At 54.5% G+C, this 25,570-nt stretch carries 24 protein-coding genes; 22 read left to right on the top strand and 2 right to left on the bottom strand.

The window, feature by feature from the left end:
- Positions 1–8 precede the first annotated feature (8 nt).
- The 19 genes from ACFPQ4_RS24150 (at position 9) to ACFPQ4_RS24240 (ending at position 19,638) form a co-directional block, all read left to right on the top strand.
- Complete coding sequence (locus ACFPQ4_RS24150) at positions 9–263, top strand: DUF3243 domain-containing protein (RefSeq protein WP_378114485.1); 255 nt, start codon at positions 9–11, stop codon at positions 261–263.
- Positions 264–470: 207 nt separating this feature from the next.
- A complete protein-coding gene (locus tag ACFPQ4_RS24155) occupies positions 471–1,241 on the top strand; it encodes a DUF3388 domain-containing protein (protein WP_378114531.1) in 771 nt (256 codons plus the stop codon).
- A gap of 45 nt (positions 1,242–1,286) precedes the next feature.
- On the top strand, positions 1,287–2,153 hold the full coding sequence (locus ACFPQ4_RS24160) for a helix-turn-helix domain-containing protein (protein ID WP_378114486.1): 867 nt from the start codon (positions 1,287–1,289) through the stop codon (positions 2,151–2,153).
- Positions 2,154–2,261: 108 nt separating this feature from the next.
- On the top strand, positions 2,262–2,753 hold the full coding sequence (locus ACFPQ4_RS24165) for a YajQ family cyclic di-GMP-binding protein (protein WP_378114487.1): 492 nt from the start codon (positions 2,262–2,264) through the stop codon (positions 2,751–2,753).
- A 92-nt stretch (positions 2,754–2,845) separates the two neighbouring features.
- Complete coding sequence (rimO, locus tag ACFPQ4_RS24170; RefSeq protein WP_378114488.1) at positions 2,846–4,174, top strand: 30S ribosomal protein S12 methylthiotransferase RimO; 1,329 nt, start codon at positions 2,846–2,848, stop codon at positions 4,172–4,174.
- The gene (pgsA, locus tag ACFPQ4_RS24175; protein ID WP_378114489.1) at positions 4,171–4,746 is read left to right on the top strand and encodes a CDP-diacylglycerol--glycerol-3-phosphate 3-phosphatidyltransferase; all 576 of its coding nucleotides are present in this window, start codon (positions 4,171–4,173) and stop codon (positions 4,744–4,746) included. The genes rimO and pgsA overlap by 4 nt, the downstream gene beginning before the upstream one ends.
- A 39-nt stretch (positions 4,747–4,785) precedes the next feature.
- Positions 4,786–6,039, top strand: coding sequence for a competence/damage-inducible protein A (locus ACFPQ4_RS24180; protein ID WP_378114490.1), 1,254 nt, complete (start codon positions 4,786–4,788; stop codon positions 6,037–6,039).
- A gap of 279 nt (positions 6,040–6,318) precedes the next feature.
- On the top strand, positions 6,319–7,374 hold the full coding sequence (gene recA, locus ACFPQ4_RS24185) for a recombinase RecA (protein ID WP_378114491.1): 1,056 nt from the start codon (positions 6,319–6,321) through the stop codon (positions 7,372–7,374).
- Between the two features lie 98 nt (positions 7,375–7,472).
- The gene (locus tag ACFPQ4_RS24190) at positions 7,473–8,396 is read left to right on the top strand and encodes a regulatory protein RecX (protein WP_378114492.1); all 924 of its coding nucleotides are present in this window, start codon (positions 7,473–7,475) and stop codon (positions 8,394–8,396) included.
- A gap of 371 nt (positions 8,397–8,767) precedes the next feature.
- Positions 8,768–10,309, top strand: a complete 1,542-nt coding sequence (gene rny / locus ACFPQ4_RS24195; RefSeq protein WP_378114493.1) for a ribonuclease Y — start codon at positions 8,768–8,770, stop codon at positions 10,307–10,309.
- A gap of 123 nt (positions 10,310–10,432) precedes the next feature.
- Positions 10,433–11,227, top strand: a complete 795-nt coding sequence (locus ACFPQ4_RS24200; RefSeq protein WP_378114494.1) for a TIGR00282 family metallophosphoesterase — start codon at positions 10,433–10,435, stop codon at positions 11,225–11,227.
- Positions 11,228–11,442: 215 nt separating this feature from the next.
- Positions 11,443–11,703 carry a stage V sporulation protein SpoVS gene (gene spoVS / locus ACFPQ4_RS24205; RefSeq protein WP_027084382.1) on the top strand — a complete coding sequence of 87 codons (261 nt, stop codon included), beginning with the start codon at positions 11,443–11,445 and terminating at the stop codon, positions 11,701–11,703.
- A gap of 254 nt (positions 11,704–11,957) precedes the next feature.
- A complete protein-coding gene (locus ACFPQ4_RS24210) occupies positions 11,958–12,893 on the top strand; it encodes a dipeptidase (RefSeq protein WP_378114495.1) in 936 nt (311 codons plus the stop codon).
- A 191-nt stretch (positions 12,894–13,084) separates the two neighbouring features.
- On the top strand, positions 13,085–14,821 hold the full coding sequence (locus ACFPQ4_RS24215; RefSeq protein ID WP_378114496.1) for a 2-oxoacid:acceptor oxidoreductase subunit alpha: 1,737 nt from the start codon (positions 13,085–13,087) through the stop codon (positions 14,819–14,821).
- Between the two features lies 1 nt (position 14,822).
- Positions 14,823–15,689, top strand: coding sequence for a 2-oxoacid:ferredoxin oxidoreductase subunit beta (locus ACFPQ4_RS24220; RefSeq protein ID WP_378114497.1), 867 nt, complete (start codon positions 14,823–14,825; stop codon positions 15,687–15,689).
- 109 nt (positions 15,690–15,798) lie between these two features.
- Positions 15,799–16,368: a phosphate propanoyltransferase gene (gene pduL, locus ACFPQ4_RS24225; RefSeq protein WP_378114498.1), complete on the top strand. Its 570-nt coding sequence runs from the start codon at positions 15,799–15,801 to the stop codon at positions 16,366–16,368.
- A gap of 60 nt (positions 16,369–16,428) precedes the next feature.
- The gene (locus tag ACFPQ4_RS24230) at positions 16,429–17,460 is read left to right on the top strand and encodes a transglutaminase domain-containing protein (RefSeq protein WP_378114499.1); all 1,032 of its coding nucleotides are present in this window, start codon (positions 16,429–16,431) and stop codon (positions 17,458–17,460) included.
- 93 nt (positions 17,461–17,553) lie between these two features.
- On the top strand, positions 17,554–19,125 hold the full coding sequence (miaB, locus tag ACFPQ4_RS24235; RefSeq protein ID WP_378114500.1) for a tRNA (N6-isopentenyl adenosine(37)-C2)-methylthiotransferase MiaB: 1,572 nt from the start codon (positions 17,554–17,556) through the stop codon (positions 19,123–19,125).
- A gap of 30 nt (positions 19,126–19,155) precedes the next feature.
- Positions 19,156–19,638 (top strand): YlbF family regulator, encoded by a 483-nt coding sequence (locus ACFPQ4_RS24240; protein WP_378114532.1) that lies wholly within the window; start codon positions 19,156–19,158, stop codon positions 19,636–19,638.
- Positions 19,639–19,890: 252 nt separating this feature from the next.
- Here the strand turns inward: ACFPQ4_RS24240 and ACFPQ4_RS24245 are convergent, their stop codons facing one another.
- Together ACFPQ4_RS24245 and ACFPQ4_RS24250 are read right to left on the bottom strand one after the other, a co-directional pair.
- A complete protein-coding gene (locus ACFPQ4_RS24245) occupies positions 19,891–20,505 on the bottom strand; it encodes a hypothetical protein (RefSeq protein ID WP_378114501.1) in 615 nt (204 codons plus the stop codon).
- 215 nt (positions 20,506–20,720) lie between these two features.
- Positions 20,721–21,350 carry a biotin transporter BioY gene (locus ACFPQ4_RS24250; RefSeq protein ID WP_378114502.1) on the bottom strand — a complete coding sequence of 210 codons (630 nt, stop codon included), beginning with the start codon at positions 21,348–21,350 and terminating at the stop codon, positions 20,721–20,723.
- Between the two features lie 100 nt (positions 21,351–21,450).
- On the opposite strand from ACFPQ4_RS24250, the gene ACFPQ4_RS24255 reads away from it, so the two are divergent.
- The 3 genes from ACFPQ4_RS24255 to ACFPQ4_RS24265 all read left to right on the top strand — a co-directional run bounded on the left by ACFPQ4_RS24255 (position 21,451) and on the right by ACFPQ4_RS24265 (position 25,443).
- Positions 21,451–22,317, top strand: a complete 867-nt coding sequence (locus ACFPQ4_RS24255) for an ATP-binding cassette domain-containing protein (protein ID WP_378114503.1) — start codon at positions 21,451–21,453, stop codon at positions 22,315–22,317.
- Complete coding sequence (locus ACFPQ4_RS24260; RefSeq protein WP_378114504.1) at positions 22,277–24,007, top strand: ATP-binding cassette domain-containing protein; 1,731 nt, start codon at positions 22,277–22,279, stop codon at positions 24,005–24,007. Before ACFPQ4_RS24255 ends, ACFPQ4_RS24260 begins: the two co-directional genes overlap by 41 nt.
- Positions 24,008–24,312: 305 nt before the next feature.
- A complete protein-coding gene (locus ACFPQ4_RS24265; RefSeq protein WP_378114505.1) occupies positions 24,313–25,443 on the top strand; it encodes a tyrosine-type recombinase/integrase in 1,131 nt (376 codons plus the stop codon).
- Positions 25,444–25,570: the final 127 nt, after the last annotated feature.

The raw sequence follows: 25,570 nt of genomic DNA on the forward strand, positions 1-25,570 counted from the left end.
GCTGCTTAATGTCGACTGTACTCAGCAATTTCGACACATGGAAGAAGTTTTTAGGTGACCGCGTCAGCGCGGCCAAAAAATTAGGGATCGACGAAGACGCGATCGCTAAGCTGGCCTACGAGATCGGATCTTTCCTCGATCAAAGGGTCGATCCCAAAAACGAAGAGCAACGCGTGTTGAAAGAGCTATGGGACGCCGGGGACGAAGGCGAACGCAAGACGATGGCTAAGCTAATGGTCAAGTTGGCCGATCAAAGCAGTTAACAGCCCATCGGCGCAGACAGAAAGCCTCCGCAAGGAGGCTTTCTGTCTGATAAAGGCTAATCACGTCGAAAGGGCTCGACACCGCGGGACTTTTGCATTAATATATTGTTTTATTTTGCAGGATAATGAGTAGCGTTGTAGAATAACAAAGAAAGAACAGTATGAACAGTCACAGCATGACATTGCTTAAATCGATCGAGGTGCATGATGGAGCCGAAACAATGGTACATGGAATATAAAATTCATAAAAACCGCCCCGGATTGCTGGGGGATATCGCGTCTTTGCTCGGGATGCTGGAAGTCAACATTCTCACGATCAACGGGGTAGAAGACCGTACGCGCGGAATGCTGCTGCAGACGGATGACGACGAGAAAATCGAGTTGCTCGGCAAAATGCTGACCAAAGTCGAGAACATTACGGTGAATACGATTCGGCCTCCGAGGCTGACGGATATATTGGCGGTACGGCACGGCCGTTACATCGAGCGAGATTCCGATGATCGCAAGACATTCCGCTTCACGCGGGACGAGCTTGGATTGCTTGTCGACTTCCTCGGCGAACTGTTCAAGCGCGAAGGGAACCAGACGATCGGCTTGCGGGGCATGCCTCGCGTCGGCAAGACGGAATCGATCATCGCGGGAAGCGTATGCGCGAACAAGCGTTGGACTTTCGTCTCTTCGACATTGCTCAGACAGACCGTTCGGAGTCAGCTGTCCGAAGATGAGATGACGCCTAATAACGTGTACATCATCGACGGCATCGTAAGTACGATTCGGTCCAACGAGAAACACTACACCTTGCTTCAGGAGCTTATGGCGATGAATTCGACGAAAGTGATCGAGCACCCGGATATCTTCGTCAGGGAATCGCAATTCGACTACGACGTGTTCGATTTCATTATCGAGCTTCGCAATACGCCCGACGAGGAGATTACGTACGAGAACTTCACGACGGCTGGCCTTCAGGGCGATCTGTAATTTTACATAACTTAATTACACCATGAACTCGAGGAGGTGAAACGTGTGTCCGATTTGGGTGCCCTACTTCGCAAAGCCCGCGAACAGCGCGGCTATTCGCTCGATGATATCCAGGAATTCACCAAAATACGCAAAAGATATTTGGAAGCGATCGAGACAGGCGATTACAAGGTGCTTCCCGGTTCTTTTTACGTAAGGGCTTTCGTTAAGACGTATGCCGAAACCGTCGGGCTGGACGCCGAGGAAGTGCTGCGACTATACCAGAAGGAATTGCCGAAATCGGCATCGTCGGAAATCGGGCACGTAGAAGTGCGCAATATCCAACCGAAACGCCGGAGCGTGCAACATAACGACAGATGGGGCAAAGTCGCGGTTTCCTTGCTCATGTGGGCTTTTCCGATATTGATCGCCGCCGTCATCTATATTTATTATTCGAACACGAAGGACTCAAATCCGGACGAGCTCGGTACGCCTCCGCCGATCACGTCGGAGACGGGCACGCCGACGCCGTCCGTGTCGTTAACGCCTACGCCGACGCCTTCGCCGACGCCGACGCCTACGCCATCTCCGACCGTGACGATGGAGTTGACCGAAACGAAGCAAGGCAAGCAGTACTATTCGATTACTTCCGGAACGGGGCATAAGCTCCAGATCGATATTTCCGGATATGTCTGGGTAGGGGTTTATCCGGGAACGGTTGCTAAAGGCAAAGGACTGCTTAACAAAACAGTCACGGACAAAGAAGTGCCGGCTACGTTTAGCTACCCTCTGGACCAGCAGTTGTTCGTTAACATCGGACGCGCGGATCGGGCGGTTATTTCGATCGACGGCGTTACGGTCGATGACGGAGACAAACCGGGTCCGGTTCGTATCGTATTCACTCCGACGACGGGTGAATCGAACGCCCAATAAGATGCTTTTTCGCTTAAGCCCTCCACGGAGGGCTTTTCGTTTTTAGTGATACCGCAGATCATGTTATAATGAAAGAAAATTTGGGAGCAAGAAAGGAAGATTGTCGTCATGGCATCGGAATATTCTTTTGACATCGTGTCCAAAGTGGATATGCAGGAGGTTAATAACGCGATTACCCAAGCGCTCAAGGAAATCGAAACCCGCTTTGATTTCAAAGGAAGCAAAAGCAGCATCAAGCTAGAGAACGAACAGCTCGTCGTGGCGTCGGATGACGATTATAAGCTGCAAAGCGTTATCGATATTTTGCAGACTAAGCTCATCAAACGCGGCGTTCCGATATTGAATTTGGATTACGGTAAAATCGAGCCGGCGTCCGGAGGCACAGTGCGCCAAGTGATCAAGCTGAGGCAGGGCATCGATCAGGAAAACGCCAAGAAGATCAATATTTTGATCCGGGATTCCAAGCTGAAAGTGAAAAGCCAGATTCAAGGCGATCAGCTTCGCGTCACGGGCAAGAGCAAGGACGACCTGCAAGGCGTGATGGGCTTGCTCAAGGGCGCGGGTCTGCCGCTGGAGCTGCAATTTTCCAATTACCGTTAAGCGACGGTTTTTGACACGTTTATAGGGTTCGTTTATACTTTGATGTGGTGTTATTAACGGATATAACGGACGTACGTATGGGGGAGCCGACCATGCAAGAGAAAGTCAACGTCGTTACGCTAGGTTGCGAAAAAAACTTAGTCGATTCGGAAATCATGTCGGGTCTCGTGCATGCGCGAGGCTACAAGCTCGTCGATAACGCGGAAGATGCGACGGTCGTCATCGTCAACACTTGCGGTTTCATCGACGCGGCGAAAGAAGAATCCATCAATACGATTCTGAATCTCGCGGAGCTTAAGGACACGGCTAAGCTGAAGGCGCTCATCGTGTCGGGCTGCCTCACGCAGCGCTACAAGCAAGAGTTGATGAAGGAAATGCCCGAGATCGACGGCATCGTCGGCACCGGCGATTTCCATCGGATTAACGATATTATCGACGAGGCGCTAGGCGGGAAGAAGCCCGTCTACGTCGGGAATCCGGTATTCAACTACGAGGAGGCGCTGCCAAGGCTTCTGTCCACTCCGCGTCATACCGCTTACGTGAAGATTGCCGAAGGCTGCGACAACGCTTGTACGTTCTGCAGCATTCCGATCATGCGCGGCAAGTTCCGCAGCCGGTCGATCGAATCCATTATCGCCGAAGTGCGCCAGCTCGCGGCTCAAGGCGTGAAGGAAATCAGCCTGATCGCGCAAGATTCCACGAATTACGGCACGGATCTCTATGAAGGCTTTAAGTTGCCGGAGCTCATGAATCGCGTAAGCGAAGTGCCGGGCATCGCTTGGGTTCGGTTGCATTATGCTTATCCCGGATTTTTCACGGACGAGCTTATCGAGACGATCGCATCGAATCCGAAAATATGCAAATATATCGATATGCCGCTCCAGCATAGCGAGGACGCGATCTTGAAACGGATGCGCCGTCCGGGCCGCCAACGCGACGTTCGCGAGTTAGTCGGACGCATTCGCTCGCGCATTCCAGACGTCGCGCTTCGCACGTCGATGATCGTCGGCTTTCCCGGCGAGACCGAAGAGGAATTCGAGAAGCTGTGCGCTTTCGTGCGGGAGATGAAGTTCGACCGTCTCGGCGTGTTCGCTTATTCGCAAGAGGAAGACACGCCGGCGAACAGGTTGCCGGATCAGCTGTCCGACGAAGTGAAGCAGCATCGCGCGCATACGCTTATGGAAGTTCAGCGCGAAGTCGCGCAGCACAATAGCGCCAAGTACGTCGGACGCACGCTCGACGTGCTCGTCGAACGTTACGACGGCCGAAGCGACGTCTATATCGGACGCAGTCAATTCGACGCTCCGGAAGTCGACGGCGAAGTATACATATCCGGCATTCGCACGGATATCGGCGAAATTCGCCAAGTTCGTATTACGCATGCCTACGAATATGATCTTTCAGGGGAGGGAATCGCATGAACCTCGCCAACCGAATAACGCTGGCACGCATATTCTTAGTACCGATCATGACGTTCTTCTTGCTCGTCAAGCTAGACGTGAACGATTTGACGATCGGCAATTATTCGATATCGTGGAACCAAGTGTTCGCGTTGCTGCTGTTCATCATCGCTGCAAGCACCGACGGTTTGGACGGCTACATCGCGCGCAAACGCAAAATCGTAACCAATTTAGGAAAGCTGCTCGATCCGCTCGCGGATAAGCTGCTCATCGCGGCCGTCCTTATCTCGCTCGTGGAAATCAACAAGCTCGACGCTTGGGTAGCGATTGTTATCATTAGTCGCGAATGGGCCGTAACCGGACTTCGGCAGGTCGCGCTGCTTGAAGGCGCCGTTCTGGCCGCGAGCAAATGGGGCAAATGGAAAACGGCCATTCAAATTACGATGGTCATCGTCATTTTGCTTAACAATTTCCCGTTCAACTTCATTGAACTGCGGGCGGATGTCGTTACGATATGGGCTGCGGTCATCATTACCGTCTATTCCGGGGTCGACTATTTCATGAAAAACAAAAACTTGATTCCGGTCGACTAATCGTCGTGCCGTAACAAACAAAGAGGTGCGATTGAACGCATGAGAGCAGAGATCATTGCCGTCGGCACGGAACTGCTCCTCGGTCAGATCGTAAACACTAACGCCCAGTATCTGTCGAGAGGGTTGGCAGAGCTGGGCATTGATGTTTATTACCAGACCGTGGTGGGAGACAACAAGGACCGCCTCATTCAGGCGATTAAGATTGGCAGGGAACGGGCGGACTTGCTCGTGTTCACGGGCGGACTAGGACCGACGATGGACGATTTGACGCGCGATGCGCTGGCGGATTACCTAGGCCGGGAAGTCGCGTTGCACGAGCCGACGATGAGCAAAATCACGGCGATGTTCGCCGGTCGCGGGGGCGCTTTCGTAGAGAGCAACCGGCGGCAGGCGCTGCTCGTGGACGGAGCGACACCGCTGCGCAACGATACGGGATTAGCGGTCGGCAACGCGCTTAGCGTGGACGGTACGCATTATTTGCTCTTGCCGGGACCTCCTCGCGAGATGAAGCCGATGTTCGCGAACGACGGAACCGCTTGGCTGAAATCGATCATGGGCGAAGCGGATTCGTTGCATTCCGTAATGTTGAAGTTCGCCGGGATCGGCGAGTCGGGCTTGGAGGACTTATTGATCGATCTTATTCGCGAGCAATCGGATCCTACGATCGCGCCGTACGCCGCGGAAGGCGAAGTCACGATTCGCGTGTCCACGAAGGCCGCGAACGCGGAGGAAGCGGCGCGCAAGCTGGAACCGACTTTGATGGAAATTCGGAGCCGTACGCCTATGCATTTGTATGCGGAGGAAGATATTCCGATCGAAACCGCGGTCATCCGGTTGCTGACGTCTCAGCGGCGCATGGTGACGCTTGCCGAGAGCTGCACGGGAGGCATGGTTGCGGCGATGCTGACGACCGTTCCCGGGAGCGCGGACGCGTTCCGCGGGGGGGTCGTCAGCTATAGCAACCTGCTGAAGCATCGGGCGCTTGGCGTGCCTTTGCCTCTGCTGGAGGGCGCGGATGCGCCAGGCGCGGTTAGCGCCCAGACGGCTTCGGCGATGGCCGAAGGCGCGTTGGCATTGGCGGACGCGGACTTTGCCGTGTCCGTTACCGGCGTGGCCGGGCCGGCGGCCTCGGAGGGCAAGCCGGTGGGGCTCGTGTTCCTTGGACTCGCGGAGCGGGGCAAGGAGACGCGGGTGACGCAGCTGCAGCTGTCCGGCGACCGTCAGGGCATCCGGCTGCGCGCGTCGAAGCGGGCGCTGTATATGCTCTGGCTGGCGTTGACCGGGCGGGGATGAGCGGCGGCGTTGCGGATCGTTACGCGATCCATTCTTGCGCGCCTCGACCGCAGTGCCTCCGAGTTCACAAATCTGTCAAAATTGACTATTCGTCGAAGCTTGTCAACTTTTGAAGCGTATGTTAAAGTTTTAATGAAAGTTTCGGAAGAACCGGAGCGAAGAATACTTTGCTTCGGTTTTTTTATTGAATTAAAATCGAACAAATGTTCTTAAAATGCTTGGCAAATGACTATAAACGCGTTATGATTAAACTATTAAAAGGATAAGGATGTGGGTGTGTTGTCAGATCGTCGCGCCGCATTAGACATGGCTTTGCGCCAGATTGAGAAGCAGTTCGGTAAAGGTTCGATCATGAAGCTTGGCGAAAGCGCAAATATGCTAGTAGAGACGTCCTCAAGCGGCGTATTGGCACTAGATATCGCCCTCGGAATCGGCGGATATCCCCGCGGCCGAATTATAGAAGTATACGGACCGGAATCTTCCGGTAAGACGACGGTCGCGTTGCATGCGATCGCGGAAGTTCAACGTAATGGCGGCCAAGCGGCTTTCATCGACGCGGAGCATGCCCTTGACCCGGTCTATGCAAGAAATCTTGGCGTTAATATCGATGAGTTGTTGCTTTCGCAGCCGGATACAGGCGAGCAAGCACTCGAAATTGCGGAAGCGCTCGTACGCAGCGGCGCCGTAGATATTATAGTCGTCGACTCGGTAGCCGCACTCGTGCCGAAAGCCGAGATCGAAGGCGACATGGGAGATTCGTTCGTCGGTCTTCAAGCGCGTCTGATGTCCCAGGCTATGCGCAAGCTGTCCGGCGCAGTCAGCAAGTCGAAGTCGATCGCGATCTTCATTAACCAGCTGCGGGAGAAAATCGGCGTCATGTTCGGCAATCCGGAGACAACGCCAGGCGGCCGTGCGCTCAAGTTCTATGCCAGCGTACGTATTGACGTTCGCCGCGTGGAATCGATCAAGCAAGGTAACGACATCGTCGGTAACCGTACGAAGATCAAGATCGTAAAGAATAAAGTCGCGCCTCCGTTCAAGCAAGCGGACGTCGACATTATGTATGGTGAAGGCATCTCCAAGGAAGGCAGCATCATCGATATCGGCGCGGAGCAAGACATCGTGCAGAAGAGCGGCGCTTGGTTCTCCTTCAGCGGCGAGCGACTTGGACAAGGTCGCGAGAATGCGAAACAATATCTGAAGGATCATCCGGATATTTCTTTGAAGATCGAGACTCAAATCCGTGAGCTTCTGCTCAATTCGGCGGCTAAGGCTAAGGCTGCTTCCGCGGCAAGCGTCGAGGACGAGGACGATACGGAGTTCGCAGAAGACTAAAGCAATCAAATGATTCATTACGTAATCGGAACAGCTAGCGGCCAACGTGCCGCTATTTGTTTTTTCTGACTATCGATTGAAGGGCGGGGACGACGTTAATGTTTAATCGTTCGGGGCGAAAGAAGTACGGCGGACAACCTTCTTATGAGCAGCGAAACGGCACCGAGCAAGACGCGCGTCCCGTCATAGGCGCTAAGATCATTTCCGTAGAGGCGCATCTACGACGCTCGTCGATGTACCGGATTACGCTACAATTACAGTACGCGGCGGAAGATGATCCCGATGGACTGGGATTATACGATTTGATTGATTCGCCGAGAGCCGAGACGCTCGAACCGTCCGTCGGCTCTTGGAAAGACGAAGTGGATGCGCTGATTGCCCACGCGCAGACGGCGGCGGAGCCCGGAGAAGCGGTGCTGACGGTGCATGAAGATACGCTCGTGAGTTGGCGATTGCTGAAGGGAAAGCTTCTCTCTGCGGAAGAGTACGCTAAGCTGCTGCAGCAAGAGCAGAAGGAAGAGGCATACCGCTCGGCGCTCGCTATGTTGGAGCGCAAAGCCCGTACGACGGCGGAGCTCGAGAGGGCGCTTAAGCGCAAAGAGTTTTCGCAAGAAGCGATCGCCGGTTGCGTCGAACGCCTGCAAGCGAACCGAATGGTAGACGACTCCGCGTTCGCGCGCAGGTTTACGGAACAGCGCGCGGTTAACCAGCGCAAAGGGAGAATGCTCATTCGGCAGGAATTAATGCAACGAGGTGTAAGCCGTCCGGAGATCGACCAGGCGATCGGCGAGCTGGAGCCGGGCATCGAGGAGCAATCGGCGCTCGCGCTGGCGCGCAAGAAGTGGCCGACCGTTAAAGGCAACGACAGGGAACGCAAGCAGAAGCTGATGGCGATGCTTATGCGGCGCGGCTATACCGGCTCTGTCGTTAGGACGGCGGTACAACAGGCGGCGGCGGAGTCCAACGACTCCTCGAACGAGGATGACGCGGAGTGGAACGATGTGGACGAATCGTTCGATTAAGCGCACGAACGATCGGCGGCTATCTTTATATGTAAATTGTTCCGCTTGAATACACAATTACGCTGTTTTTGACTTTCATCCGCATAATTCGACGTTTTGGCTTGCCAATACGGTCCAACGGTGCCAAACGAAGGAAAGCCCGCCTTTACTGTAGCTTGACAATCTATTTTCGCAAAAGATACAATGATTTTGTATCAAACCTTCTCTTTCCGAAATCCGATTTCCTTCCAAAATCGATTCGGATCGCGTTTTTTCGACCTTTAAAGAATTGTTCACACGACAACAAACGGTTTGGAAACCGGCAATCCACACAATTGAATAGGTATCCCCAAGCAACTGCCTTGGTGATGCAACGAGGAGGTGTAGAGACCATGAATTCATTAGTCTGGGTCTTGATCGTTCTCGTTGTTGGCCTTCTTAGCTTTGGGATCGGTTATGTCGTACGCAAGTCCATTGCGGAAGCCAAAATCTCCAGCGCCGAAACGGCCGCCCGTCAAATCGTAGAAGCTGCCAAGAAAGAAGCGGAAGCGACTCGTAAGGAGACGGTACTGGAAGCCAAAGACGAGGTGCACAAGCTCCGTAACGAAGCGGAACGCGATATTCGCGAACGCCGCAACGAAATTCAACGCCTGGAGAGGCGGTTGCTACAGAAGGAAGAATCGCTGGACCGCAAACTCGAAGCGTTGGAACGCAAAGAGGAGCAAGTCGCCAACAAAGAGAAACGTATCGAAGAGATGCAAGACCAGGTTGAGCTGTTGCATAAGCAGCAGGTAACGGAATTGGAACGCATTTCGAACTTGTCGACGGAAGACGCGAAGCAAATGATTCTGACGACGGTCGAGCAAGAAGTGCGCCACGAAACCGCGCAAATGATCAAGGATATTGAGCAGGAAGCCAAGCAAGAGGGCGACAAGAAAGCCCGCGACATCATCTCGCTCGCGATTCAGCGCTGTGCCGCGGATCACGTGGCGGAGACGACGGTATCCGTCGTATCGCTGCCGAACGAAGAGATGAAGGGACGGATTATCGGTCGCGAAGGCCGCAACATTCGTGCGCTTGAGACGTTGACGGGGATCGACCTCATCATCGACGATACGCCGGAGGCGGTTATCCTATCCGGCTTCGACCCGATTCGTCGCGAAATCGCGAGAACCGCCTTGGAGAAATTGGTCGCGGACGGACGTATTCATCCGGCTCGCATCGAGGAAATGGTGGAGAAGTCCCGCAAGGAAGTGGACGAGAGAATTCGGGAGTATGGAGAACAAGCGACATTCGAAGTGGGTGTACATGGCCTTCATCCGGATCTCATCAAAATTCTCGGCCGCCTGAAATTCCGGACAAGCTACGGCCAGAACGTGCTGAAGCACTCGATGGAAGTAGCTTACCTGACAGGACTTATGGCTGCGGAACTGGGCGAAGACATTACGCTTGCGAAACGCGCCGGATTGCTGCACGATATCGGGAAAGCGCTCGACCACGAAGTGGAAGGCTCGCATGTCGAGATCGGCGTGGAATTGGGCAAAAAGTACAAAGAACACCCTGTCGTCATCAACAGTATCGCCTCCCACCACGGCGATGTCGAAGCTACTTCGGTCATCGCGATGTTGGTCGGAGCGGCAGATGCGCTTAGCGCCGCTCGTCCGGGCGCACGTCGCGAGACGCTCGAAACTTACATTCGCCGGCTGGAGAAGCTGGAGGAAATTTCCGAGTCGTTCGACGGCGTCGAGAAATCGTACGCGATTCAAGCCGGACGCGAAGTTCGCGTCATGGTTCAGCCGGAGAAAATCGATGACACCGAAGCGTTCCGCCTAGCGCGCGACATTACGAAGAAGATCGAGGGTGAACTGGATTATCCGGGTCACATCAAAGTAACGGTCATTCGTGAAACACGCGCGGTCGAATACGCGAAATAAGGAACGGGAATGCAGGGAAGGCTGAGAAGTGGCTGCGGCATATGCAGCCACTTTTCTTATTCCTTAGCCCATATAAGTAACGTTTAGGATGACCGCGATTAGCATCGGAAGGATGAGGTAAGCATGAAAGTCGTATTTATCGGGGATATCGTAGGCAACATCGGCAGAGATACCGTGAAGCGCCTGCTCCCATGGCTTAAAGATAAATATCAGCCGCACATCATTATCGCCAACGGGGAAAATGCGGCCGGAGGACGAGGCATCAACGCCGCGATTACGCGCGAGCTGTTCGATTGGGGCGTCCACGGCATTACGATGGGCAATCATACTTGGGACAACCGCGAAATATTCGATTTCATCGACGACGAGACGAGAATGATCCGCCCTTCGAATTTACCGCCGGGAACGCCGGGCCGGGGAAGCATGATCGTCAAGGGCAACGGCAAAGAGCTCGGAGTCGTTAACTTAATCGGCCGCACCTTCTTGCCGCCGTCGGATTGCCCGTTCCGCGTTGCGGACGAGGAGATCGAAGAGCTTCGGAAGCGGACGAAATGCATTCTGGTCGATTTCCATGCGGAAGCGACAAGCGAGAAAATCGCGATGGGCTGGCACTTGGACGGATACGCGTCTCTCGTCGTAGGCACGCATACGCACGTTCAGACGAACGATGCCCGCATTTTGCCCGAAGGAACGGCTTACTTGACCGACGCCGGGATGACCGGTCCGCGCGATGGCGTGCTAGGCATGGATAAAGATACGGTCGTTCGCCGCTTCATTACCGGAATGCCGGCAAGATTCTCCGTTGCCGAAGGAAAGTGGACTCTTAACGGCGTCTTCGTAGACATCGACGAGTCGACGGGCAAAGCCAACAAAGTGCAGCTGATTACGGTTGACGAAGAAAGCTGGATCGCCGTCTAACGATATTTTCTGAATAGCTTGACAATTTCATGACCTTCGCTCATAGGAAAAGAAGGAATTATTAGCCGGGCCACCGAATATGTATGCCTTAGTGGGCCCATCCTTTGATTCCTAGTGCAGCCGACCCCGCATCCATCGCTACAGTTGCAGGCAAGACGCAACCGATTCTCTCGCGTACAGCCTAGTGTTGGTTGTCATAAGAGGAGGTAATGGTCATGGAAGTATTGAAGGTATCCGCAAAGTCGAATCCAAATTCCGTAGCTGGCGCACTGGCCGGCGTGCTCCGTGAACGCGGGGCTGCCGAATTGCAGGCAATTGGCGCGGGAGCGCTCAATCAAGCGGTGAAAGCCGTAGCCATCGCGCGCGGATTCGTCGCACCGAGCGGCGTTGATCTGATCTGCATCCCGGCTTTTACGGATATCGTAATCGACGGGGAAGATCGAACGGCGATTAAGCTGATCGTCGAACCTAGGTAGGAAACATACAAAAAGTTATGTAAGCGAGTAGACCTGTTACGTTGATGACATTCCGAAGCGACGCGCTTGCGCGATCGTAAGATGGCATCTTTGCGGCAGGTCTTTTTGTGTTATTCATAAAGGAATGGCTCCATCAAGCATTCATTTCTGAATAACCTCCGACATAAACGTTATAACGACATTCCATATGCGTAATTATTTCGTTTATGCTTGATGCCCGCCAAGGGATTATTCCAATCGGGAGGGGAATAACTGTGAAGGTAACGGATTTGCACGCTGACGTCATTAGCAAGCTGCTGGAGCATCCCGGTGCGAAGTGGGGTAACGACGTCCCTGGAGACTTATTCGACGTGACGCCTAAGAGGCTGGAAGACGGCGGCATCGCGCTTCAAGTGTTCGCGCTCTATTTGCCTGATTCGGTTAATCGCAATCCGGAGACGCTGTTTCGAGCGACGGAGCTGTTCTGGAGCGAGGTGCTGACCAAGCCTCAGATGAAGCTCGTAACTTGCGGCGCGGATATCGCGGCTGCCCTCAAAGAGGGGAAGATCGGCGCGATTCTTTCCTTGGAAGGCGCGGAAGGACTGCAAGGCCATCTATGGGCGCTTAGATTAATGTACAAGTTAGGACTACGACTGCTTGGTCCAACGTGGAATCATGCGAATTGGGCTTGCGACGGCGCGATGGAGCCGCGCGGGGGCGGTTTGACGCGCGCGGGCCGGCAGTTAGTCGCGGAATGCGGTAAGCTGGGCATCCTTCTTGACGTATCGCATTTGTCCGAGCGAGGCTTCTGGGACGTAGCCGAGCTGTCCGCTAAACCGATTTTTGCATCCCATTCCAACGTTCGAACGTATAAAGATCATCAGAGGAATTTACGCGACGATCAATTGGCGGCCATCATCCGCGGCAACGGGATTATCGGAATCACGTTCGTGCCTTGGTTTCTTACGGCCAACGAGCCCGCGACGATCGACGACGTCTTGCGTCACGTCGAATACATATGCGCGCTTGGCGGAGTAGCGAACGTTGCTTTCGGCTCCGACTTCGACGGTATAGAACGCCATCCGATCGGTCTGCGTCACCCGGGTTTTTATCCGTCGCTCATCGAGGCGTTGCTTAAGCGATATCCGGAGCCGCTCGTGCGCGGATTCGCCGGTGAGAACGCGAATAGGTATTTGATGAAAAATCTCTGAATCCGAATTGTTAAGTTGACATCGATCTAAATTGGATATTGGTTCCATCGAAAACGGTTATTAGTCGTTTACGCGAATATGTCTTGCATTTTATACTTGCTACACATAAGATTTAACTGTTTGAACATTTAAATTATATTGGGATTAGTGTCGGAAATCGACGAACCGAAGCTTAAGAGGAGATGGGCACTGTGATCAGTCAACTGTCATGGAAAATCGGCGGCCAGCAAGGGGAAGGCGTTGAAAGTACGGACCGTATTTTCTCGACAGCGCTTAACCGCCTGGGCTATTACCTGTACGGGTACCGTCACTTTTCCTCGCGGATCAAAGGCGGACACACGAACAACAAAATCCGCATTAGCACGAAGCCGATTCGAGCGATATCCGACGATCTAGACATACTCGTTGCGTTCGACCAGGAGAGCATCGATTTGAACGCGCACGAACTTCGCGCAGGCGGAGTCATCGTCGCGGACGCGAAATTCTCTCCGACGATCCCCGAAGGCGTGCAAGCTCGCCTATTCGCAGTACCGATCACGGCAATCGCCGAAGAGCTCGGCACGTCGCTTATGAAAAATATGGTGGCGTCCGGCGCATCCTGGGCTTTGCTCGGGTTGTCCATGGACGTATTCAACAAAGCGGTAGAAGAAGAATTCGGACGCAAAGGTCCGGCTATCGTGGAGAAGAACATCGAAGCGGTACGTCGCGGCGCGGAATTCGTGCTGGAGCAAGCAGGCGGTCCGCTAGATGACTTTAAGCTCGACGACGCGGACGGCAAGCAAAAGCTGTTCATGATCGGCAACGAGGCGATGGCGCTCGGCACGCTCGCGGCGGGCTGCCGCTTGATGGCCGCGTATCCGATTACGCCTGCATCCGAGATCATGGAATGGCTGATCAAGAAGCTGCCGAAGTTCGGCGGCACCGTCGTGCAAACCGAAGACGAAATCGCGGCGGTCACGATGGCCATCGGCGCGAACTATGCAGGCGTACGTACGATGACGGCATCCGCGGGACCGGGTCTATCTCTAATGATGGAAGCGATCGGTCTGTCCGGTATGACCGAGACGCCGCTCGTTATCGTCGATACGCAGCGCGGCGGTCCTTCCACGGGCTTGCCGACGAAGCAAGAGCAATCCGATATTAACGCACTCATCTACGGAACGCACGGCGAAATTCCGAAAGTCGTCGTTGCTCCGAGCACGATCGAAGAGTGTTTCTACGATATGATCGAAGGCTTCAACATTTCGGAACAATATCAAGTTCCGGTCATTATCGCAACCGATCTGCAATTGTCGCTCGGTAAGCAAACGTGCGAAACGCTCGACTACGATAGAATCGAGATCAACCGCGGTAAGCTGCTCACGGGCGAACTTCCTCCGACGGAAGACAACAAGCTGTTCAAACGTTACGAGTTCACGGAAGACGGCGTATCGCCGCGCGTCATTCCGGGCATGAAGAACGGTATCCACCACGTTACCGGCGTAGAGCACGACCAGGAAGGCAGACCTTCCGAGAGCGCGACGAACCGCCATAAAATGATGGACAAACGGCTCAATAAACTTAACTCGCTGCGCATTACCAACGCGATCAAAGCAGACGCTCCGAACGCGAATCCGGACTTGCTCATCGTCGCGATGGGCTCGACGGGCGGTACGATCGAGGAAGCGCAAGTCCGATTGACGGAAGACGGAATTACGACCAACCGCATCATGGTGCGTCAAATGCATCCGTTCCCGAGCGATTTGCTGAAGCCTCACCTCGACAGCGCGAAGCAAGTCGTCGTGCTCGAGAACAACGCCACCGGCCAACTCGCGAACTTGATCAAACAAAACGTAGGCTCGCATGACAAGATCCGCAACCTGCTTAAATATGACGGTACGCCGTTCCTGCCTTCGGAAATTCACCAAGCCTGCAAGGAGCTGAATTAAGATGGCTACATTCAAAGAGTTTCGTAATAACGTGAAGCCGAACTGGTGCCCGGGCTGCGGCGACTTTTCCGTACAGGCGGCAATCCAGCGCGCGGCCGCGAACGTAGGACTCGAGCCTGAACAGCTTGCGGTCATATCCGGCATCGGCTGCTCCGGACGGATTTCCGGTTATATTAACGCGTACGGCTTACACGGGATTCACGGCCGTTCGTTGCCTATCGCGCAAGGCGTTAAGCTCGCTAACCGCGAGCTGACCGTCATCGCTTCCGGCGGCGACGGCGACGGTTTCGCGATCGGGATGGGCCACACGGTCCACGCGATTCGCCGTAACTTAGACGTGACGTACATCGTGATGGACAACCAAATTTACGGACTGACGAAGGGACAGACGTCCCCGCGTTCGGCTGAAGGCTTCAAGACGAAGTCGACGCCGGAAGGCTCGATCGAGTCGACGCTGTCTCCGCTGGAGATCGCGTTGTCGGCGGGAGCCACTTTCGTCGCGCAATCGTTCTCGAGCGACCTGAAGCAGCTGACGGCGTTGATTGAAGCGGGCTTGCAGCATAAGGGGTTCTCGCTGATCAACGTATTCAGCCCATGCGTCACGTTCAATAAGATCAACACGTACGACTGGTTCAAGGAAAACATCGTCAACCTCGATCAATTCCCGGATTACGATCCGTCCAACCGTATCGCCGCCATGACGAAGATTATGGAGACGAACGGCATGCTTACGGGTCTGATCTACCAGAACAATCAACGCAAGTCGTATGAGGATCTCGCCGTAGGCTTCAAACCCGAAGGGCTCGCGAACCAAGACATCAAGCTTTCGCGCGCGGACTTCGATAAGCTGCTGACAGAATTCAAATAAGGTTCACGAATCGTGAGGCGCGCGGGGTTTGTCCCGTGCGCCTCTTGCGCTATACTGAGAGCATCAGGAGCTTACCTAAGAAAGGGTCGTGAACGTTAAGATGACCGATATGAAAAAAGTACCGATAGGCGTATCGGCACGCCATATTCATTTGTCCAGCGAGCATGTGAAGCAACTGTTCGGCGATGGAGCAGAGCTGACCGTGTTCAAGCCGCTTTCGCAGCCTGATCAATATGCGGCCAACGAGACGGTCGCCGTCCATGGACCGAAAGGTTCGTTCGCCAAAGTGCGCATATTAGGACCGGTACGTAAAGAATCGCAGCTGGAAGTATCCCGTACGGACGCGTTCGCGCTTGGCGTCAATCCGCCGGTGCGCGAGTCGGGCAAAATCGAAGGAACGCCGGGCATCCGCATCGTAGGACCGGCGGGAGAAGTGACCTTGGATAAAGGCGTTATCGTGGCGGCGCGCCACATCCACTTCCACACTTTGGACGCGGAACGATGGGGAATCAAGGATAAGCAAATACTTCGCGTTCGCGTAGGAGGCGATCGTGGCGTCGTGTTCGAACAAGTGCTCGCGCGGGTGTCCGAGCAGTTCGCTCTCGACATGCACATAGATACGGACGAAGGCAACGCGGCGGGACTTGCGACTGGGGAATTCGGCGAGATCATAGACTAGCAAGAGGGGCTAGGATAGCCCTCGTAACGCTACAACTAATAGCGGCGGGAGGGAAACCGTTTGCGAAAAGGCACTTTAGTGTTGTTGATGGTCGGCTTATTGACGGCTTCCGGAAGCGCCACCGGGTACGCGAGTACCCCGACGCCAATGCAACAGGTTGCGGCGCAGCTAGCAGAGCATAGAGCGACGATTACGCTTGCGCTGCCTGACGTGAAGCAGGCTTCCGCGATTCTCGAATCGGCTATTAAGGCCGACGAGTATATGGGCATGATCATCAAGAGCTATACGATCCGAACATCGAGCACGGCGGGCAAGAGCAAAGGCACGGCTACGTATAAGATCGTCTACTTGGAGAGCAAGGCTCAATCCGACTACGTGGCGGCGCAGGCTAAGCAAATCGTCGCGAAGCTGCTTACGAGCAAGATGACCGACATCCAGAAAGAGAAGCTCCTCCACGATTACATTGCCTCCCACGTGTCTTACGATCACTCGCTTCGCAAATATACGGCTTACGAGGCGCTGAAGACGGGAGAAGCCGTCTGCCAAGGTTATGCGCTTCTAACGTACCGTCTCATGCAGGAAGCGGGAATCCCCGTGCACATCGTGTCAGGCTCGGTCAGTACCGGACTGCACGCGTGGAACAAGGTGAAGCTGGACGGCCAATGGTACAACGTCGATACGACGTGGGATTCGCAAGAGAAGGTAGACTATACTTACTTCAACGTGTCGGACGCCGCGTTGAGGCGCGACCACTCGTGGAGCCAGGGCGGCATGCCGGCCGCAACGACGGATTACCGCGCGATGCTCAAAGCGAAGATCAAGGCGAAGGACAAATACGCGATAGCCTATCAAGCGATTATGAAGGATATCGGTGACAACGTTACGTCACTCGCGGATGCGATCAAGCTGATCGACGACGCGATCGCGGGGAAGAAGACGTCCGTCAAGTTCAACTACTTGTACGGTAAACGGAACTTGAAGCAAGACGTAGAGGCGATGAGCAACGAGCACGCGGACGGGGCGAAGTCGATTTCTTTCTCTTATAGTTATTTGAACGGAGTCGCGACGATCGAAGCTAAGCTTGCGTATTGAGCGCGCCGCGATGGATATCTAGCAATCGGAATGGTATAATTTTAGGATGGGTATAGCTGTTCAAGGCATACATGAGGGGGAGTGAATCCTTTTATGGCATCCGAGAAAGGCAACAAGGATTATGCTGAATATTTCGATTTCACTTCGGCCAAAGTCGTCAAGCAAGCGGATGGGAAAACGACCTACCGGATTAACGGCCGAGATATAACGATGCATTCCGCCCCGAGCTATTCCGACGAGAAGAAGCGCGGCAAAGAAGAGATTCAAGTTCACTACGAGAACGGCATTCCGGACGGGCTGCGCGAGCTGGGGCACGGAAAGAAGTACATCATCTATACATACGGCTGCCAGATGAACGAGCACGATACCGAAGTGATGCGCGGACTGTTCGAAGCGATGGGCTACGAGGCTACGGAAGAGCGCAAAGAGGCCGACGTCATTCTGCTTAATACGTGCGCGGTGCGCGAAAATGCGGAAGACAAAGTGTTCGGCGAGCTCGGACATCTGAAGATGCTGAAGCAGCAACGGCCGGAGCTCGTTCTCGGCGTATGCGGCTGCATGTCCCAGGAAGCTTCAGTCGTGAACAGGCTCATGAACAAGCATCCGCACGTGGATTTGATTTTCGGTACGCATAACATTCATCGGTTACCGCACTTGCTGCAAGAAGCGCACTTCGGTAAAGAAATGGTCGTCGAGGTGTGGTCCAAGGAAGGCGACATTATCGAGAACTTGCCGAAAAAACGCGCGGAAGGGCTGCGTGCGTGGGTGAACATCATGTATGGCTGCGATAAGTTTTGCACGTATTGCATCGTCCCGTACACCCGCGGCAAAGAGCGGAGCCGCCTTCCGGCCGACGTCATCGCTGAAGTGCGCGAATTGGCGCGCCAAGGCTATAAGGAGATTACGCTGCTCGGGCAGAACGTGAACGCGTACGGCAAAGATTTCGAGGATCGGAATTATCGGTTCGGCGATCTGATGGACGATATCCGCAAAATCGATATTCCGCGCATCCGCTTCACGACGAGTCACCCGCGCGACTTCGACGATCGTCTGATCGAAGTGCTCGCCAAGGGCGGCAACCTCGTGGAACATATCCATTTGCCGGTACAGTCCGGCAGCACGGACGTTCTGAAGCGGATGAGCCGCAAATATACGCGCGAACGGTTCCTTGATCTCGTGCGCCGCATCCGGGAGGCGATCCCGTCCGCGGTATTGACGACGGACGTCATCGTCGGGTTCCCCGGCGAGACGGAAGAGCAGTTCGAGGAGACGCTGTCGCTGATGCGCGAGGCGAACATCACGTCGGCGTTCACGTTCATCTATTCGCCGCGCGAGGGAACGCCAGCCGCGGACATGGTAGACGACGTTCCGTACGAAGTGAAGCATCAGCGATTGAAGCGTTTAAACGCGCTCATAGGCGAGTTGTCGCTCGAGAATCATTTGACGCTGCAAGACCAGATCGTCGAAGTGCTCGTCGAGGGCGAGAGCAAGAATAACGCCAACATGCTGTCGGGAAGAACGCGCACGAACAAGCTCATTCATTTTGACGGCAAGAAAGAATGGATCGGGCAGTTCGTCAACGTGCGGGTCACCGAACCGAAAGCGTGGTATATTAAGGCGGAAGTAGTCGGTGAGCCGGAAGAGGCCGCCGTTCAAGCAGGATAAAATAAATCGCACAGCCAATAGATTGGAGAGATTTCATTGACAGCACATGCGCATGATCACGATCATCACGACCACGAACACGGGGACAGCTGCGTTCCGTCGTTCGATAGCATCGATTTAGTCGTTCGCGAGGATATTATCGCAAGAGCCAAAGAACTGGCGGACCTGATCGCGACGACGGAAGAAGTCGAGCTGTACCAAAAATCCGAGAAGGTCATCCAGTCCCATAAGCGGGTACAAGACCTGATCGTGCTCATCAAGAAAAAACAGAAGGAGCTCGTCGCCTTCCAAAATACGTTCAACAATCCGAAGATGGTAGAGAAAATCGAAGCCGAAATTTCGGTTATCCAAGACGAGCTGGACACGATGCCGGTCGTTCAGCAGTTCCAGCAAAGCCAAGTGGACGTTAACTACTTACTGCAGAACGTCATCTCGGTCATTCGCGACTCCGTAGCGGAGAAGCTGGACGTAGAAGCGGCGAAGCCCGCGGAAGATCCGGAAGAGTGCGACTGACTAGTTTCGGCGCATAAAGCGGTAGCGAGACTGCCAACCTACAGTCGCCGGGGTATACGAGCCCTGCGCGACGAAGGAGGCATTAAGCCGTGACTGAAGGCATTCCGAACTCCCAGACGCGCGCGCCTAAGAGCGACGATCCGAAGAAACAAGGTCGCTCCGCCGCCAAGAAGAAATCCAAATGAAAAGAGAGGGCCGCGCAGCTTGACGTTGCGTGGCCCTCTCTCCGATCGGACGCTTAAAGCAAATGCGTTATAATCGAGTCAATACGGGAGTATGAATCGGCGACAAGCTCAGGACGGAATAACGCTGGTCGTATTGAAGCTTATAAGGGACGTTGGCGGATAGCCGCCATTTGTTCAGCCAATACGCAGGCAGGCGCATCCGGTCGTCGGATAAGTTGGCGGGTACTTGCAGACGCAAGCCCGCGATGTATTTGCCGTTACGAACGCGAATCGGCAATCCCTGTCTCTCGGGAATGCCTAGCTTGGATACTAGCTCGTAGCCTATGGAGATGTTCGTGGCGGTCTGCGAATGAATGACTGCCGTCGCTTCGCTGATCGGGGTAGGCTGGATAATGAGCGATTTCGAAGAGGACGCATAGTTAAGCGAATAGCGGCGCAGCGCCTGAAGCTGAAGCCTGTGGGCGAGCTCGAAGTTCATTTCGACGAAGTCGGCGAAGCATTCTCTTCCTTCTAGAAACTGTACGTTAACGTTCGGGGCCTTGATCGTACCCCGCGTCAGCACGAGCGGCGTATTCCGAGGGATGGTCAGCAATTCCGAGGCGGAATCTGTGCAGCCCAGCGTCAGTACGACGGTGTTGTTCGGTAGTTTGGCGATATACAGGTCTAACCGGCCGGTTGCCATCTGGTAGGTACACGCTCCTTAAAGAGAGTCGCATGAATCGAAGGGTTGCTAGCAGGGTCGCACCTAACATCCGGTTCATGACGCCACAGAATCTTGTTAATCTTATGTTCGCGGCGGCGCGCTTGCTTGTACCTTCGTCCCTATTGACGCATCATCGGTTATGATTTTACGCATAAAAAAAGCTCCCTTGAGGGAGCTCCTTAGGTCATGCGCGGTTATTGCTGTTGTGGCTTGGACGGACGCACCATCGGGAGAACCGGACGAAGCGTGGCGATGATCAGGGCGGCTGCGACGGCTTTCACCGCATCGCCAGGCAAGTAAGGGACCATGCCTTTGTCGATCGCGCCTTGGAAGTCCAGTGTTTTCGAATAGTGGGCGAGCCATGGCACGCCGGCTACATATAAGAGCAGCGAGCCAAGGACGAAGGTAGAGACGATGAAGACGATCAGCTTCGGAAGCGGTAGACGCTTGCCGGGCACGAACAGCTTGTCGCTAACCCATCCGATGAGGAACGCCGCGATCGGGAACATCCAGATGAAGCCGGCGGTCGCGCCGGACATTTTGGAAAGACCGGTTCCGTCGCCCATAAGCGGGAGACCCAAAGCGGTTAATACGATGACGATGAAGATGCTGAAGAAGCCGTATGTAGCGCCAAGGAATCCACCTGCGAGAATGACGGCGAACGTCTGCAACGTAATCGGTACGGACGAAGTGCCGAAGTTGAAGTGGATCGAGCTGCCGGCAATGAAGAGGGCGCCGAATAGCGCGGTAAAGACGATTCCTCTGAGCCATTCGCTTGTGTTCGGGCGCGTCTTAGCGCCGGTCGCGGAAGTAGGGGTAGACATGTTGTCAAAACTCCTTTCGAATGTTAACCTATATTTTATTTAGTGGTTAACAATTCGGATTGTAGCATGAGAAAGCCGGATTGGGAAGAGGGAAAATGTGATGACTTTAGCGTCGGCTGCTCCGATCGTGTTAGAAGGCGTGTCCGTAACGGGAAGCAATGAGAGCGGGGAATCGGCCATTCGGCTCGAGGACGTGAGTCTTACGCTCGCGCCCGGGGAATGGCTGTACGTCGTCGGGGTGAACGGAAGCGGGAAGTCGACATTAGCCCGTCTGCTTGCGGGTTTATATACCGAAGGAGCGACGGGAGCTGTCGATCGCGGATTCGCGGGACATACCGTCAGTCCGATCGTGCTGCAGCAGCCGCAGGCTCAGCTGTTCGGCGAGACGCCTCGCGAGGAAGTGCAGTTTGCGCTGGAGTGGCGAGAGACGCCGGCGGAAGAAATCTCGTTATTCGTTAGAGGGACTTTGGAGCGCGTAGGCTTAGTGCCTTTCGCGGACGAGCCTTGGGACAGACTGTCGGGGGGACAGCTTCAGCTGGCGGCTTTCGCGGCGGCGCTTGCGGTCGATGCGCCTCTGCTCGTGCTAGACGAGGCGACGGCGATGCTAGACGAAAGCAACCGCGAGACGATCGCGAGAGAAGCTAGACGGCTGCAGCGCCAGGGAGTGGCGATCGTCTGGGTGACGCAGCGGCTGGATGAGCTTGAGCCGGATTCGCGCGTCGCGGCGATAAGCGAAGGTCGCGTCTGCTTCTACGGGGATGCGAGGGACTTTATGTACGGGCGCAGCGGAGATGCGATATCTCCTTGCGAGCGGGCGGGGCTGCGCGTACCGTATTTAGCGGCGTTGGCCTTGCGTCTGCGGCAGCAAGGTCATCTATCTGATCCGCTGCCGATGACGGCGGAGGAATGGCGAAAGGTGTTGGGGAATGTTGGAGAGAGCGAGCGAACACATACAGCTAGGCTATGAACCGATATCGCTGCGTATCGACGGCATTCCTTGGCGCTGCGGCGCGGCCGACGCTGCATTGGCGGATGCGGGGTTAACGTTAGCTCCCGGTCAGCTTACTTTGTTGATAGGCGGCAACGGCGTCGGCAAGACGACGCTGCTGGAGAAGGTGGCGGGATTAAGGCCGCCTGAAGGGATCCAGTCGCGTTACGGCGACGAGCCGGTGTGGATACCCGGTCGCTTGCGGAAATCGAAGCTAAACAGACATGCGCTCTTACACTATAGCTATGCGCCGCAATCGCCCGAGAACGGTCTGTTCATGCGGACGGTATCGGAAGAGTTGCAGTTTTCCGCGCGTCCTTATGGAATGGATGCGGGTAGGTTAAAGGCTCGCGTTACGACTGCGTTATCCGCGGTAGGCTGGCAGGACGACGCTTGGCTGGCGCGCGATCCGTATGGCATGAGCGGGGGAGAACGCCGCCGCGCCGCGTTGGCCGCGGCCTTCGTGCCGCCTGTGCCATGGCTGTTGCTCGACGAACCGACGGCCGGGTTGGACGGTGACGGACATGCGCGGCTGGGTAATTATTTAATGGGGTTAAAAGATCAGGGAGTCGGCATCCTGCTCATCTCGCATGACTTGGATTGGGCGTTACCGCTCGCGGATTCGGTGCTCCTATTGGATGCGGAAGGTACAATTAGGCAATGCAGCCGCGAGCAGTTGCTGGCGAGTCCTGAATGGCTCGTGGAAGCGGGGATGAGCGTGCCGGCGTGGCTGGATATTGCGCATCATCTGCATCTGAGGGGGATTCCTGCTGCGCAACTATGGTCGCCTTTTGCTGCGGCTGATGCGATGTGTGAGCTCGGGATCGTTAGCGTTGAAACAACCGCGGATATTGACAATTCGCCGCATCAGACGGTGCCAGTAATAGCGAGCCTGATCGCAAGACGTAGAGAGGAACGGAGTAGTAACAACAAGCATCGCCTAGGATCTTTCGATCCTCGCACGATTTGGCTAAGTTACGTGTTCATTTCGATAGGTATTTTCGCCCAATGGTCGTGGAGCGGCTTAGCGATATCGGCTGTCGTGACGATGCTGCTGCTAGCTTCGGGGCGTATATCGTTGTGGAGATGGCGCGCGTTGTTGTTCAACTACGGGGTGTTTTCCGTCATCGCTTCCGCGTTCTACGCGGCTGGATGGGATAGCGGGGGATTAACGTTCGGAATCGATCGCTTCACGGTGACATTGCTTCCTTTTACGAGAACGTATCTAGTCATGCTGCTAGGCTTAAGCCTTCCGCTCGTTATGACGCCGCTCGCGCTTCGCAATGCGCTGCAGAAGCTGCTGACCTACAAAGGCAAAACGCCGGCGATTGCCCATCGGCTAATCCTAACCGTCACGCTCATGATTCGATTCATCCCGGTACTCATCGCGGAATGGGGCAGGTTCTCGCGCATCGATCTGTCCCGGGGGAAAATGCGGCCTGGGAGACGTTTGCGAATCGTTGGCAAAATGCGCGAGTTAACGCTGCCGTTCATTCTGTCTATCTTCCGGCTGGGAGACGAGATTGCGATCGCGCTCGAGAGCCGAGGCGTTACGATGGACAAACGCCCGACACGAACGGCGAAGCTCCGCTGGGCCGCTCGTGATTATGGACTAGTTGTTGGGGCATTGTTGCTAGCCGGGGGCTTGTGGACCTATGCGAGCGTTTAATGGGGTAAACATCCGACCTGATTGAAATAACGCCGCAACCGCGAACAAGCGTCGGCACTTCATTTTCGCGTTCACAACCGTGCTCTAAGGGTCGGTCCAATTAATCAATTATGTGCTATCCTAAGACCTTCTACCATCGAGAATATAGCTAGACGACCCCGCGCGGCGGGTGGTATGATTTACCTATACTCCGAAAGCATCGAGAGGCTATTCCCGTTAGGCGGGAACGGTCTCTTTTTTGTTTGTTATAAACATTAGTTTCCAAATTATAGGATAGATGATAGGATGAGAGGGTGGATCGCCGAATGAAAATTCAGTTGAGAAAAAAGAACGACATCGAACTGTTCGTCCAGTTCCCGTATCGTGAGGACTGGATTGCGCGGATCCGTGAGATGACGTTTCGCAAGTGGCATCCGGAAGAACAAGCTTGGGTTATCCCCTATTCGACGGGCAGTCTGAACCAGCTGCTGAAGCTGTTCGAGGGCATCCCATTAATGGTCGAGGACACGCTGCTTGAAGAGTGCGATCTGCTGTCCGAGCATGAACTGGACGTCGTTCCTATTCATCTGGAGACGATCGACTTCGAGCAGTCGAGTTGGAGCATTGCGGTCAAGCGGCAGCTCTCGATTCGACTGAAGCTCAAAGGCTACAGCCGGCAGACGATGCGGACTTACATTAGTCATCTGGAACGCTTTTATAGGTTCTATGAGACTTGTCGGGAGGTGCCTGTTCATGACCTGCTGCTCGTCTATAGTAACAAGCTGGTCGGAGAAGGGCGGTCGCATGCGTACGTTAATCAAGCGATTAGCGCGATTAAGTTCCATTTGGAGAAAGTATGCGGGTTACTAGAGGGGAATTTCTCGTACATACGGCCGAAAAAGCAGCACAAGCTCCCGAACGTGCTCTCCGTAGGCGATGTTAAGCGGCTTCTCGATAGCGTTCAGAATTTGAAGCATCGGGCGATTCTGTTGCTGACTTATTCCTCGGGCTTGAGAGTAAGCGAGGTCGTAAAGCTGCAGCTCCGCGACTTGGATCAGGAGAGGCGGACGTTGCACGTGCGCCAAGGCAAAGGGAGGAAGGACAGGCTAACCGTGCTGTCGGAGCATGCTTTTGCGGCGGTTCAGTTGTATGTGAGCAGGTATAAGCCGGAAAGGTGGCTATTCCCGGGACAGCATGACGGTCGCTCGATTACCGAGCGCTCCGTCCAGAAGATCTTCGAAAAAGCGCTCGTCGACGCAAAGATCGTGAAGGACGTGAGCCTTCACAGCCTACGCCACTCTTTTGCCACGCATCTGCTTGAAGGCGGCATCGATATTCGCTATATTCAAGAGCTCCTCGGGCATCGGAATGTGCAAACCACCGAAATCTACACCCACGTCGCCGTCAAGAACATCAAAAATATCAAAAGCCCCCTAGATACCATGCTGGATGGCTAATCTATGAAATACGTAAATAAATAATAAAAGGTTAGAATTTACGAAATACGTAGATTAGAGAGTTATGCGACATAATGGCTACGTTTCAAAGCCTTAACCCAGCACTTCGTGAATCAGGGATTCACGA

Origin of the sequence: Cohnella yongneupensis (assembly GCF_042655785.1) — a bacterium.
Classification (GTDB): Bacteria; Bacillota; Bacilli; order Paenibacillales; family Paenibacillaceae; genus Cohnella; species Cohnella yongneupensis.